The 13,836-nt window shown below is 39.3% G+C and carries 10 protein-coding genes; all 10 read left to right on the top strand.

Annotated elements, in window-relative coordinates:
- Positions 1-43 precede the first annotated feature (43 nt).
- The 10 genes from CVD27_RS27210 (at position 44) to CVD27_RS27165 (ending at position 13,628) form a co-directional block, all read left to right on the top strand.
- Positions 44-1,717, top strand: coding sequence for an ABC transporter substrate-binding protein (locus tag CVD27_RS27210; protein ID WP_101652349.1), 1,674 nt, complete (start codon positions 44-46; stop codon positions 1,715-1,717).
- A 188-nt stretch (positions 1,718-1,905) separates the two neighbouring features.
- Positions 1,906-2,886 (top strand): ABC transporter permease, encoded by a 981-nt coding sequence (locus tag CVD27_RS27205; protein ID WP_101652347.1) that lies wholly within the window; start codon positions 1,906-1,908, stop codon positions 2,884-2,886.
- 11 nt (positions 2,887-2,897) lie between these two features.
- Entirely contained in the window at positions 2,898-3,827 is a 930-nt protein-coding gene (locus CVD27_RS27200) for a carbohydrate ABC transporter permease (protein WP_101652345.1), read from the top strand.
- A gap of 76 nt (positions 3,828-3,903) precedes the next feature.
- The gene (locus CVD27_RS27195; RefSeq protein ID WP_101652343.1) at positions 3,904-5,316 is read left to right on the top strand and encodes a family 43 glycosylhydrolase; all 1,413 of its coding nucleotides are present in this window, start codon (positions 3,904-3,906) and stop codon (positions 5,314-5,316) included.
- A gap of 105 nt (positions 5,317-5,421) precedes the next feature.
- Positions 5,422-6,930 (top strand): arabinosylfuranosidase ArfA, encoded by a 1,509-nt coding sequence (gene arfA, locus CVD27_RS27190; protein ID WP_101652341.1) that lies wholly within the window; start codon positions 5,422-5,424, stop codon positions 6,928-6,930.
- An 84-nt stretch (positions 6,931-7,014) separates the two neighbouring features.
- Positions 7,015-7,986 carry an aldo/keto reductase gene (locus CVD27_RS27185; protein WP_101652339.1) on the top strand — a complete coding sequence of 324 codons (972 nt, stop codon included), beginning with the start codon at positions 7,015-7,017 and terminating at the stop codon, positions 7,984-7,986.
- Between the two features lie 93 nt (positions 7,987-8,079).
- Entirely contained in the window at positions 8,080-9,087 is a 1,008-nt protein-coding gene (locus tag CVD27_RS27180) for an endo-1,4-beta-xylanase (protein WP_257984513.1), read from the top strand.
- A 142-nt stretch (positions 9,088-9,229) separates the two neighbouring features.
- Entirely contained in the window at positions 9,230-10,024 is a 795-nt protein-coding gene (locus CVD27_RS27175) for a Nif3-like dinuclear metal center hexameric protein (RefSeq protein WP_101652337.1), read from the top strand.
- A gap of 74 nt (positions 10,025-10,098) precedes the next feature.
- A complete protein-coding gene (locus CVD27_RS27170) occupies positions 10,099-12,207 on the top strand; it encodes an alpha-glucuronidase family glycosyl hydrolase (RefSeq protein ID WP_101652446.1) in 2,109 nt (702 codons plus the stop codon).
- 47 nt (positions 12,208-12,254) lie between these two features.
- The gene (locus CVD27_RS27165; protein ID WP_101652335.1) at positions 12,255-13,628 is read left to right on the top strand and encodes an MATE family efflux transporter; all 1,374 of its coding nucleotides are present in this window, start codon (positions 12,255-12,257) and stop codon (positions 13,626-13,628) included.
- The last annotated feature ends 208 nt before the right edge of the window (positions 13,629-13,836 follow it).

The following is a 13,836-nucleotide window of genomic DNA, read 5'->3' as shown; positions in this document are numbered from 1 at the left end:
AAAATATAATAAGGATGTACCAAATAAATGGGGGGGTTAGAAAATGTTAAGGAAAAAATTTGTAGCAGTACTCACCTTGGTCATGCTGATACTCGCGGTAGTCGGCTGCTCAAAAGATCAAGGTGCCAGCGGAAAGCCAAGCGAATCCGGAAGTAAGGGAGATTTAAAACCGGCCACATTCACGTATTATAATGCCGCTCAGGCAGGTAAGGACAGAAATACGAACGAAACCGTTATAGGGAAAGAACTGGAAAAACAAACTGGCGTTAACTTTAAAGTAGAATACGCTGTCGGTGATATTAACACAAAAATCGGGACCATGATTGCAAGCGGCAAATATCCTGATCTTTTAGTTCCAGATGCGGCATTGCCAAAAATATTAGATGCAGGTGCATTTATTGATCTTGCTGATTTGATCGATAAGTATGCTCCGAATATAAAAAGGCTATATGGCCCATATATGAATAAAATGAAAGATAAAGATGGACATATTTATTTTCTTCCTATGGAAGCGTATCAAGGATATCTGCCAAATCCTAATATTGACCAAGGCGCATTTTGGGTTCAGCGTGCTGTCTTAAAAGATGCAGGCTATCCGAAAATTAAAACACTTGATGAATATTTCAACTTAATTGAACAGTATCAAAAGAAGCATCCAAAAGTAGATGGCAAATCAACAATTGGATTTACAGCTTTAACTTATGATTGGAGATTCTTCGCATTATCAAATGCATCAAATCACTTGGCCGGGTATCCGAATGATGGCGGCGTTCAGGTTGATATGAAAACTCATGAAGCAAAAGTTTACGGAAATAATGAAGATACTAAGCGTTATTTACAGAAATTAAATGAAATTAACAGCAAGGGTTTATTCGATAAAGAATCGTTTGTTGCCAACTATGATGAATATCTTGCTAAATTAACCTCAGGACGTGTACTTGGATTCTTTGATTACGGATGGCAAATTGGACAGGCAGAAACGAATTTGAAAAATGCCGGTGTAGATGATAAGCGTTATATGGCTTTACCAATTGTATTTGATAAAGATACAAAAGATCAATATTTGGATCCGCCTAACTTTGTAAGTAACCGCGGTATAGGTATCACAGTAAGTGCAAAAGATCCAGTAAGAATTATTAAATATTTGGACAATATGCTTACAGAAGAAAACCAAAAGCTGATTTTGTGGGGAATTAAAGGCCAAACATATGATGTGAATGATAAAGGTCGTTTTGTTCGTACCCAAGAACAAATCACCAAAACAGCTGATGATAAGTTTAGGGAAGATTTCGGTTCTAAGATCTATGAATGGGGCTGGCCTCGTGGAAATGGATTATTCTCTGACGGAAATGCATATGAACCTAGAAGACAAGTTGAAGTAGCGCAATTGTCCTATGATGAAGGCGACAAGAAACTGCTTAATGCATATGGAGTTAAAGTTTTCTCTGATTTATTTGCTAAGCCAGATAACCGTCCTTGGTATCCGGCATGGGGTATCCAGTTAGAAGAAGGTTCTAAGGAGCAAATCTTCACTCAACGACAAACTGATTTGGAAAAGAAATATTTCCCTAAGTTAGTTTTAGCCTCTCCTTCTCAATTTGATTCTGTTTGGAATGAGTATGTAAAACAGTACAATGCTCTCGATGTAAAACCATATGAAAAGAAAATGACCAAGGAAGTTAAAAAGCTGATTGAAATGTCTGAGTCTAACAAGTAATTTAAAATAACTAACTTGCGTAACGGAGGCCGATATTGCCAAATTGGCTTATCGGCTTCCTGTTTTTTACAATGTTTTATCTTCGAGATTATAATCCTCAACTTGGTTTGGTGAGTATGAGTATCTAAGGTGTGGCTTATGATGATTGAGTTTTGTATGTATGTGTTTTTTATAGAGGAGGGGTAAAAATGCAGGTTCAGACTGAAACAACAAAGAATGTAGTTGATTCTTCCGTATCGGTTCAATCGGAAAAAGTCAAAGGGAAATTTCTGAAAAAAGTAATGACACAAAAAGCACTCATTGCAATGAGTTTTCCCTTTTTAATTTGGTTATTTGTTTTTAAATATATTCCATTATGGGGCTGGTCCATTGCCTTTCAGGACTTTAAACCCGCAAAAAGTATGTTAGATCAAGAGTGGGTAGGATTCGAACATTTTAAATTTTTATTTGCTGACCCGAACTTTTACCGGGTGCTTCGTAATACTTTAGGGATGAGCACCATTAACTTGGTATTGGGTTTTGTTACAGCTATTGGATTAGCACTTCTTTTAAACGAACTAAAAGCTGTAAAGTTCAAAAAAGTTGTCCAAACCATCAGCTATATGCCACATTTTATTTCATGGGTTGTTGCGGCAAGTATTATTTCTTATGGACTTTCACTCGATAATGGGATTGTAAATATTGTATTGCTGAAATTAGGGATTATCGATAAGCCCATTCTATGGCTGGGGAAAGAGAAATGGTTTTGGGGAATTCTAGGTGCTTCTGATGTATGGAAAAACGTCGGCTGGAACACCATTATCTATTTGGCAGCTATTACGATGATTGACCCAGAGCAATATGAGGCAGCAGATATTGATGGTGCCACTAGATTGCAGAGAATCAAATATATCACGCTCCCATCTTTAAAACCAACGATTATCATTTTACTTATTATGAATTTGGGGTATATTTTAGAATCTGGTTTTGAAGCCCAATATTTACTCGGGAATCCATTAAACCTCGACTACTCTGAAAACCTTGATATTTATGTTTTAAAGTACGGTATTTCTCTAGGTAATTTTTCACTTGCCACCGCTGCAGGAATTTTTAAGACAGTCGTAAGTTTCATCTTTTTATTTACAGCAAACAGTATTGCTAAAAAGTTTGACCAGCCAAGGCTTTTCTAGGAGGGGATTTTATGGAAAAAAAACGATTTTTCAAAGCAACCAGGAGTCATACAGGTGCAGGCGACTATATTTTTGATATTTTTAATTATACCTTTATGATCTTCCTTTGTATCGTGATGTTATATCCTTTTATTAACCAGATGGCTGTATCCTTGAACGATGCGAATGATTCCATAAAGGGTGGTATTTTTCTTTGGCCGAGAGAATTTACCTGGTCAAATTATAAATATGTATTCGGAGAAGCTAGTATTTTTCACGCGTTTATGATTTCGGTTTTAAGAACACTAATCGGAACATTGACATCCGTACTTGGCACAGCAATGGTAGCTTATACCATTAGTCGAAAGGATTTTGTCTTTAAAAAATTTGTGACAATTGCATTTGTTCTCACCATGTATTTTAATGGCGGACTAATTCCAAATTACTTGCTTATCAAAGAACTTAATTTATTGGATAGTTTTTGGGTATATATTATCCCTGGGATTATCGGCGTATTTAATCTTATTGTTATTCGTTCCTTCATTGAAGGCATCCCGGAGAGTTTATTTGAATCGGCAAAAATCGATGGAGCAGGGGATTTTACTACATTTTTAAAAATTGTCTTACCATTATCGCTTCCGGTATTGGCAACGGTTTCATTGTTTGTCGCTGTTGGTCAATGGAATTCTTGGTTTGATGTGTTCTTGTACAATTCTTCCACTCCTGAACTAAGTACCTTGCAATATGAGCTTATGAGAATTTTACAGAATTCAAATGCTTCTATGTCAGGCAAGACTGCGGCAGATGCATTTGCTAGCAGTAATTCAAATGCAAACACAGTAACTCCTACTTCCATAAGGGCAACCATGACTATAATAGCAAGTTTACCAATTATTATGGTGTATCCATTCTTGCAAAAGTATTTTGTAAAAGGCTTAACTTTAGGTGGAGTAAAGGGATGATTCTTTAAAAAAATGGGACAATATGTCCCTTTTTTATTGAGCATCTAAATTATTAGGATACAAGGAGTGAGTGACAATGAAGCAAGGATTCAATCCGTATCTTCCATCGTGGGAATATATTCCTGATGGAGAACCATATGTTTTTAATGATCGAGTTTATGTGTATGGCTCTCATGATCGCTTTAACGGGCATGTCTTTTGTATAAACGATTATGTGTGCTGGTCGGCACCCGTGGATAATTTAGGTGATTGGCGGAATGAAGGCGTCATTTACAAAAAAACAGATGATCCACTCAATCCTGATGGCAGAATGTGTCTTTATGCACCGGATGTCACAGTGGGTCCAGATGGTCGGTATTATCTCTATTATGTGCTTGACAAAGTCCCCGTTGTGTCGGTAGCCGTATGTGATTCGCCGGCGGGCCGTTACGAATTTTACGGTTATGTGCATTATTCAGATGGAACACGCTTGGGGGAAAGAGAGGGCGACCAGCCTCAATTCGACCCAGGGGTCTTGACCGAAGGCGACACAACCTATTTGTACACTGGCTTTTGTACAGCAGGTGACAAATCAAGAAAAGGTGCTATGGCGACGGTCATTGGTCCGGATATGCTTACCATTATGGAAGAACCAGTTTTTATTGCACCAAGTGAGCCCTACAGTAAAGGCAGCGGGTACGAAGGACATGAGTTTTTTGAAGCGCCATCCATAAGGAAAAAAGGCGATACTTATTATCTTATTTACTCCTCTATCGTCATGCATGAGCTTTGCTATGCGACTAGCAAACATCCGACAGAAGGCTTTGTCTACCAGGGAGTCATCGTAAGCAATGCCGATCTTCATATTGATACTTACAAACCAGCGGACAAGCCTATGTATTATGGTCACAATAATCATGGCAGCATGGTTGAAATGAATGGGAAATGGTACATCTTTTATCACAGGCATACCAACGGAACAGTTTACAGCCGACAGGGCTGTATTGAACCGATTGAGGTTAGGGAGGATGGCACAATATCCCAAGTTGAGATGACATCCTGCGGGCCAAATGGAGGCCCACTAGTGGGAAGCGGGGAATATCCAGCTTATGTGGCTTGCAATCTATTCTGTAAGGATGAGGAATTGTATTCGGGTTCTCTCGGGGCATGGATGGACGGACGATTCCCGAAGATTACACAGGATGGTAAAGATGGGGAGGAAGAAATCGGATACATTGCGAATATGAGGGATACTGCTACAGCAGGTTTTAAATATTTCCAATGCGACAATATTCGAAAAGTCAAAATCAAGGTGCGCGGGTATGCCCAAGGGGCTTTTGAAGTCAAAACATCATGGAACGGGCCGGCCCTTGGAAAAATACCGGTTGAGTTTACGAACGTATGGACAGAATATTCCGCTGATATTACCATTCCGGACGGCATACAGTCATTGTATTTTACTTATAAGGGGATCGGTAACGCAAGTCTCGCTTCTTTTACTTTGGAATAAATATACTTAGGAGTAGCAGCCCTAAAAATTGTGGATAAAAAGGGATTAAATACTGAATTCATTAAAGTATAAACTAATTAACTTACTAATGAGAGGATGGAAAATATGGCACAAAAGGCAAAAATGATTCTTGAAAAGGATTTTAAAGTTTCTGAGATTGATAATCGTATCTTCGGTTCTTTTATCGAACATCTGGGACGTGCAGTCTATGGGGGAATCTATCAGCCCGGTCATCCGCAGGCAGATGAAAATGGTTTCCGTCAAGATGTGATGGAAATGGTAAAAGAGCTTCAGGTTCCTATCATTCGTTATCCAGGTGGAAACTTTGTTTCTGGTTACAACTGGGAGGATGGTGTAGGACCAGTAGAAAACCGCCCACGCAGGCTTGATTTAGCTTGGCGCACTACTGAAACCAATGAAATTGGTACAAATGAGTTAATGAAATGGGCAAAGTTGGTAAATGCGGATGTAAACATGGCCGTTAACTTAGGAACACGCGGGATTGATGCTGCAAGAAACCTGGTAGAATATTGCAACCATCCGGGCGGTTCTTATTATAGTGACTTACGGATTTCACACGGGTATAACGATCCGCACAAAATTAAAACATGGTGCTTGGGAAATGAAATGGATGGTCCTTGGCAAATCGGCTCTAAAACGGCTGAAGAATATGGGAGAATTGCTGCGGAAGCAGCCAAGGTCATGAAATGGGTTGACCCAACAATTGAACTTGTTGCCTGCGGAAGCTCCGGCCGAGGCATGCCGACCTTTGCAGATTGGGAAGCAACCGTTTTGGAGCATACCTATGATCATGTTGAATTTATTTCGCTTCACCAATATTATGGCAATCGTGATAATGACATCTCCAACTATTTGGCGATGACTCTTGAAATGGATGACTTTATCCGTTCAGTCATATCCATTGCCGACTACATTAAAGCTAAAAAACGAGGAAAGAAGAATATCAATCTTTCGTTTGATGAATGGAATGTTTGGTACCACAGTAATGATGCGGATAAGAAAATTGAGCCTTGGAGCATTGCACCTCCGCAACTGGAAGATCATTATAATTTTGAGGATGCCCTATTGGTTGGATGTATGCTGATCACGTTATTAAAGCATGCTAACCGCATAAAAATTGCTTGTCTTGCCCAATTGATCAATGTGATTGCACCAATTATGACAGAGGAAAATGGTCCAGCCTGGAAGCAGACCATTTTCTATCCATATATGCACGCATCGGTATTTGGACGGGGCGTTTCCCTGAATCCGATTATTTCAAGTCCAAAATACGATAGCAAAGATTTTACGGATGTACCTTATTTAGAATCCACTGCTGTATATAATGAAGAAAATGAACAGTTAACCATTTTTGCGGTAAACCGCCATTTAACGGAAGGCTTGGAACTAGACTGCGATATTCGTAACTTTGATGGCTATGAGGTTGTGGAGCATATCGTGCTTGAAAATGATGACTTAAAACAAACCAATTCTGCTAAAGGCACACCGGTAGCCCCTCATTCAAATGGTAATGCCGTGATCGACAATGGATTAGTTTCAGCTGTATTGCCGAAATTATCCTGGAATGTAATCCGCTTAGCAAAACGTAAATAGTTTTGAAGCAAATTCAAATCGTAGCTCATTGGAAGATGAAGTTATTGAAACGTAAAAATTAGTTATAAAACTGGAGGGATATAAATGAATTATAGATTACTTGGAAAAACAGGTTTAAAAGTTTCCGAGATCGGATATGGCGCCTGGGGTATAGGGAATACCGGCTGGCAGGGAGCAAACGATGAGGAATCCATAAAGGCACTAAACAGAGCTATTGATCTCGGTTTGAACTTTATTGATACGGCCTTAGGGTATGGAAATGGCCACAGTGAGCGCTTGGTTGGACAAGTAGTAAGAGAACGTCCGGAAACGATCTTTGTATCAACCAAAATTCCTCCGAAAAATTTAAAATGGCCTGCTCCGGCTGGTATTCCTGCAGAAGAAGCCTTCCCGGCAGATCATATTATTTCCTGTACGGAAGAGAGCTTGCGCAATCTTGGTGTCGAAACGATCGATGTCCAACAGTTTCACGTTTGGTCTGACGAATGGGTAAATCAGGGGGACTGGCTTGAAGCCATTGAAAAGCTGAAAAAGCAGGGGAAAATTAAATATTTTGGTGTTTCCATTAATGATCACCAGCCTGAAAATGCCATCAAACTGATTGAGACAGGCCTAGTTGATACCGTTCAGGTCATCTACAATATTTTTGAGCAAAGCCCGGAAGATAAGCTGTTCGCTGCATGTGAAAAACATAATGTCGGTGTAATTGCCCGTGTACCGCTGGATGAAGGGGGACTTACCGGCAGAATCAGCCCGGAGAGTGAATTTGAAGAGGGGGATTTCAGAAATCATTATTTTAAGAATGAAAGGAAACTAGAAGTCTACAACCGGGTACAAGAAATCGTAACAAATCTTAACATTTCTATCGAGGATATGGCCGAAACTTCATTGAGATATGTTTTAAGCCACCCTGTAGTTTCTACGGTTATACCCGGGATGCGTACCATCAAAAATGTCGAAAGAAACTGTAAGGTTGGGGACGGAAAAGGGCTTTCTCAAGAATCGGTTAAGAAGCTGAAAGCTCATAGGTGGATTCGTAATTTTTATCAGGCATAATAGTACCATTTGGATAAAAGAATTGTTGCATAAATAGTTTGTTGGTTGTATAAACAAACGATAAAAATCATTATGTTAATGGGAGATGGATTAATGATGGTAAAGACAAATGTTGAGGTTCCTTCATTACAGAAAGTCTATGAAAGCTATTTTAACATTGGTGCAGCGGTAAATCTTCGTACAATTGAAACACAGCAAAATTTATTAGCAAAACATTTTAATAGTATTACAGCAGAAAATGATATGAAATTTGAGTTATTACAACCGGAAGAAGGCAAATTTACCTTTGAAAGAGCTGATAAATTAGCAACGTTTGCACAAACCCATGGAATGAATATGAGAGGCCATACTTTGGTGTGGCACAATCAAACGCCTGAATGGGTTTTTCATAATTCTCAAGGAGAAAAGGTTACTAGGGATCAATTGTTACAACGAATGAAAGACCATATGAACACTGTCATGCAGAGATATAAGGGACAAATTTACTGCTGGGATGTAGTCAATGAAGCAGTAACGGACGAAGGGCCTGAATTGTACAGAAGAACGAAATGGCTCGACATCATTGGCGAAGATTACATAGAAAAGGCCTTTGAATATGCACATGTCGCTGACCCTGATGCCCTGCTTTTTTACAATGATTATAACGAATCCAACCCAGGGAAGAGGGAAAAGATTTATCAGCTTGTTAAATCGTTAGTTGAAAAAGGGGCCCCTATTCATGGTGTGGGTCTTCAGGCACACTGGAACTTAACAAACCCAAGCCTAGAGGACATTCGTGCGGCCATTGAGCGATATGCATCCCTTGGACTAAAGCTGCAGCTTACGGAATTGGATATATCCGTTTTCAAACATGAAGACAAGCGGACAGACCTTACAGCACCAACGGCGGAAATAATTGAACTGCAGACCCAAAGATATCAACAAGTATTCGAATTACTTCGAGAATATCAGGAGGTAATTACAGCCGTAACATTCTGGGGGGCGGCCGATGACTATACTTGGTTAAATGATTTTCCTGTAAGGGGTCGTAAAAACTGGCCATTTCTGTTTGATGAAAATCATGAGCCAAAAGAAGCCTATTGGAAGGTTATTAGCTTTTAAGAATAAAACATCAAAGAGAGCACAAAACAACAGCAGATGCTCCTCTAGTTTCCAAATTAGGATGAATAAATAGAACAGAGTTGCCTTGGGTAAATCCGGTAACTCTTCTATGAAAGAAATTAGATTGAGAGAAGGTAAAAATATGACATTAACCGTTCAAACTGTATTGAATCGATTAATGGAACCAGTGGAGCATATTCAAAATACTGTAGACACCCTCAAGTTCGGTCATCCAAAAATGGAAGTAACAGGAATTGCCACCACCTTTATGGCCACACAACAGGTCATAGAACGGGCGATCCATCTAGGGGCCAATCTTTTGATCACCCATGAAGGCCTTTTTTATAGCCATATGGACAATCAAGAAATATTGGAAGAAAACACAGTTTATTTTGAAAAGAATAGACTTATTGAAGAGTCCGGGATTGCGATCTATCGATTTCATGATTATGTGCATCGCTATCAGCCGGATGGAATTATGGCCGGTTTGATTGAAGCTTTGGAATGGAAAACATTTATAGAAAAGGACACTCCAACATCAACGGTAGTAAAAATTCCTCCTATGTCTGTTAGTGAAATTGCTGAGTACGTAAAAGATAAGCTGGGAATTCAATTTGTACGGACAGTTGGAGAGCTATCTGATACTTGTACACGTATTGGATTGTTAGCAGGGTATAGAGGGGGTGGAACTTTGTCGATCCCACTCTTTGAGAAGGAGAATCTAGATTTAATTATTTCAGGTGAAGGTCCAGAGTGGGAAACCCCCGAGTTTGTCAGGGATGCAGTCTATCAGGGGAAAAGAAAAGCATTAATCGTTTTAGGACATGCTGAAAGCGAAGCACCTGGTATGAAATATTTAGCAGGAAGGATCCAAACCCTATTTCCTGAAATTCCGGTCCACTTTATTTCAGAAAAACCACTTTTCCAAGTTTTGTGAAATGAAACTAGCTTATGTTTTGAGATGCGTTCGACAATCTCTTAGTTTTCACAGTTGATGGAGGATGACAAATGATGAATACAAGCGGTACGATCGGTTTAGATATTACCGAACAGTACAAAGTTGATCATAAAGAAAGCTATGCCGCATGGCTGCAGTATAAAAAAATAGATGATGCCGCTTTGTTGAAAGAGTATCAGACATGGACCGAAAATATTGTAAGTCTTTCCGATTCAATTGTGATAGAATCAGCACAAAATGAGCTTAGTAAGGCTCTTTCTTCTATGCTGGATATCCATCCAGAAGTTTCTTCGGGGCTTAAACCTAAAAATCGTATTGTGTTAGCTACTATGAAAGAATTCAATTTGCTAGACAATGAGATAGACATTGATTTTAAACAAATCAATGAGGATGGCTATATGATCAAGTCGGTATCCACAAAGGGTAATAAAACTATTTATTTATTAGGAAAAAGGGATGCAGGGGTATTATATGCCACTTTTCATCTGTTAAGATTGATGCAAAATAGAGAAAGTTTAAAAGATGTAAACATTATTGAGAGCCCGAAAAATCAATTAAGAATGATTAATCAATGGGATAACATGGATGGCAGTATCGAGCGTGGCTATGCAGGGAAATCCATTTTCTACAAGGATCATTCCTTTTCAGAGGATTTTAACCGGATTCAAGATTATGCAAGATTACTGTCCTCTGTGGGGATCAATGCTATTGCCATTAATAATGTGAATGTCCACGAAGTAGAAACCCATTTAATTACTGCAAGCTTCCTTCCAAAAGCAGCGGAAGTTGCCAGTATATTTAGAGCTTACGGAATCAAAACATTTCTTAGTATCAATTATGCAAGTGCGATTCAACTGGGCGATTTGGAAACCGCAGATCCATTGGATTCTAAGGTGAAAGAATGGTGGAAAAATAAGGCGAAAGAAATTTACCGCTTTATTCCTGATTTTGGGGGATTCCTAGTCAAAGCAGACTCAGAGCACCGTCCTGGACCATTTACATACAACCGTAATCATGCAGACGGAGCAAATATGCTTGCCGAAGCATTGGAGCCGTTTAACGGGTTAGTGATTTGGAGATGTTTCGTCTATAACTGTTTGCAGGACTGGCGTGATCGCTCAACCGACCGGGCAAGGGCGGCCTATGACCACTTCAAGCCGCTAGATGGAAAGTTCCATGAGAATGTTATCTTGCAGATTAAAAATGGTCCAATGGATTTCCAAGTCCGGGAGGCGGTTTCTCCATTATTTGGCGCCATGCCGCAAACAAACCAAATGATGGAGTTTCAAATAACACAAGAATACACAGGGCAGCAAAAACATCTTTGTTATTTAGTTCCCCAATGGAAAGAAGTCCTTGATTTTGACACATTTGCAAATGGGGAAAGTTCACCGGTAAAACATGTGGTCGATGGTTCGATGTTTCCGTACCGCTATTCAGGGATTGCGGCTGTTTCAAATATTGGTAATGACTATAATTGGTCCGGACATACATTAGCGCAAGCGAACCTATACGGCTTTGGCCGGTTAACCTGGAATCCAGACCTTCAAGCAGAAACGATTACAAATGAATGGATTGGCCAAACGTTTGGTCAAGATGAATTGGTTAATGAACATGTCAGCCATATGCTCCTGAAATCATGGGAAATTTATGAGCAGTATACCTCCCCGCTTGGGGTTGGCTGGATGGTGAATCCGGGTCGTCACTATGGACCGAATGTGGATGGTTATGAATATTCGGTTTGGGGGACGTATCATTTTGCAGACCGCGATGGCATAGGAGTTGATCGAACAATCAAAACTGGGACAGGTTACACCGAACAGTATTTTAGAGAGAATACGAAAATGTATGATTCACTTGAAACCTGTCCAGATGAATTGTTGCTGTTCTTCCACCACGTACCATATAAACATAAATTAAAATCGGGTGTAACAGTCATTCAACATATTTATAATACCCATTTTGAGGGTGTTCAAGAAGCAGAGGAATTAAAGGAAAGATGGGCAGCATTAAAGGGTCGCATAAATTCTGAGCGATATGAAGATATATTAAATAGATTGGAAGAACAAGTAGAACATTCAAAAGAGTGGCGGGATACCATTAACACCTATTTTTATAGAAAATCAGGGATTGCGGATGAGCAAAAGAGAAAAATCTATTAAATCAATGTGTTCATGTTTTCTGCCTTCTTGCAAAAGGTGGATAGGTAATGGGTAATTTAAAAAGCCAAGGAACAGCACCACAAATGAGTTTGCTTAAATTAACCTGGCCAATTTTTATCGAATTATTTCTGCAAATCATAATGGGCAGTACTGATACCATCATGCTGTCCCATATTTCTGATGATGCAGTTGCCGCAGTGGGAGTATCGAATCAACTCGTTGTCTTTACCATTCTAATCTTTAATTGTGTTTCGATGGGGACAGTGGTCGTTCTCTCCCAATATTTAGGGGCGGGTTTACATGAACTGGTTAAAACAATAACCACCATTTCGATCAGCCTCAATTTCATCGTTGGTTTAGTGATAAGTTTGATTATGGTCGTTTTTAAAAGTGAATTTTTGGCATTCTTTCATCTCCCGGAACATCTTGCCGGCCTAGGAAACCAATATCTTTCTATAGTTGGAGGAACTCTTTTTATACAGGCATTATTGCAAACTGTTTCCTCTATACTTAGGGCTAATGGCTACACGAGAGATGCAATGTTTGTTTCCATGTTCATGAACGTCATTCATTTAGCTATAAATAGTATATTGATTTTTGGTTTATTAGGATTCCCTGAAATGGGTGTGAAGGGTACGGCAATCTCCACTGGAATAAGCCGGACCATAGCACTCTCAGTCATTATCATGATTATGTATAAACGGATACCTTTGAATATAAAATTAAAGGATTATCTAACGATTGATGTTACACAAATAAAGAAAATCTTAAAAGTTGGAATTCCAGCTGCTAGTGAGCAGATCTGCTACAACGCTAGTCAGTTGGTCATAACCTCGATTATTGCCATCCTTGGTGCAGCTTCTTTAACCACCCGTGTTTATACACAGAATGTCATGTCGTATATTCTTCTATTTGGCATGGCCATGGGGCAGGGAACACAGATTTTAATAGGATACAAGGCTGGGGCAGGGGATTTTGATGGTGCCTATCGCCAATTATTAAAAAGCTTAAAGTACAGCTTTACTATTACCATTGTGGTAGCGATAGTGATTACCTTCTTCCGCGAATCACTTTTAGGGGTTTTTACAGACGATAAAGAGATTATTTCCTTGGGGAGTAAACTATTAATGTTTTGTTTAATTCTTGAACCAGGCAGAACGTTTAACCTAGTTGTGATAAGTTCACTGAGGGCGACTGGTGATACAACCATTTCTGTTAAAATGGCGGTTATCTCGATGTGGGGAATTTGTGTTCCACTAGCATACTTTTTGGGTATCCATCTCGGAATCGGGCTGCCTGGTATTTGGATCGCCTTTATTGTAGATGAGTGGTTTAGAGGGATTACAATGTTCTTAAGATGGAAAAGCAGGGCATGGGAGAAAAAAGTTTTGGTCCAAAATCAAGTATCTACAACTGCCTAGAAAATGAAAAATGGTAGAATTTAACCTCGTCTTAAAAAGGCGGGGTTTTTATGTGAAATCTTGTAAAAAAGGTTAGAAGAATAGGTCAAAGTAATAGGGATTTTAGAAGTAGGTTAACGGGATCAATCGATAGATGAATAGTGTCGAAAATTAGTTGTAAACGCTTGCACAAAATGTATTGACAAGACTGAATTATCAGAATATACTC

The organism is Neobacillus cucumis, assembly GCF_002860255.1.
Taxonomy (GTDB): Bacteria; Bacillota; Bacilli; order Bacillales; family Cytobacillaceae; genus Neobacillus; species Neobacillus cucumis_A.
This window is presented reverse-complemented; position numbering and strand designations above follow the sequence as displayed.

What these genes read in the sequence shown, in the direction of transcription:
- CVD27_RS27185 (WP_101652339.1), top strand. Translation starts at nt 7,015, where the DNA reads ATGAATTATAGATTACTTGGAAAAACAGGTTTAAAAGTTTCCGAGATC.
- CVD27_RS27200 (WP_101652345.1), top strand. Translation starts at nt 2,898, where the DNA reads ATGGAAAAAAAACGATTTTTCAAAGCAACCAGGAGTCATACAGGTGCA.
- CVD27_RS27165 (WP_101652335.1), top strand. Translation starts at nt 12,255, where the DNA reads ATGGGTAATTTAAAAAGCCAAGGAACAGCACCACAAATGAGTTTGCTT.
- CVD27_RS27210 (WP_101652349.1), top strand. Translation starts at nt 44, where the DNA reads ATGTTAAGGAAAAAATTTGTAGCAGTACTCACCTTGGTCATGCTGATA.
- CVD27_RS27170 (WP_101652446.1), top strand. Translation starts at nt 10,099, where the DNA reads ATGAATACAAGCGGTACGATCGGTTTAGATATTACCGAACAGTACAAA.
- CVD27_RS27195 (WP_101652343.1), top strand. Translation starts at nt 3,904, where the DNA reads ATGAAGCAAGGATTCAATCCGTATCTTCCATCGTGGGAATATATTCCT.
- arfA (WP_101652341.1), top strand. Translation starts at nt 5,422, where the DNA reads ATGGCACAAAAGGCAAAAATGATTCTTGAAAAGGATTTTAAAGTTTCT.
- CVD27_RS27175 (WP_101652337.1), top strand. Translation starts at nt 9,230, where the DNA reads ATGACATTAACCGTTCAAACTGTATTGAATCGATTAATGGAACCAGTG.
- CVD27_RS27180 (WP_257984513.1), top strand. Translation starts at nt 8,080, where the DNA reads ATGATGGTAAAGACAAATGTTGAGGTTCCTTCATTACAGAAAGTCTAT.
- CVD27_RS27205 (WP_101652347.1), top strand. Translation starts at nt 1,906, where the DNA reads ATGCAGGTTCAGACTGAAACAACAAAGAATGTAGTTGATTCTTCCGTA.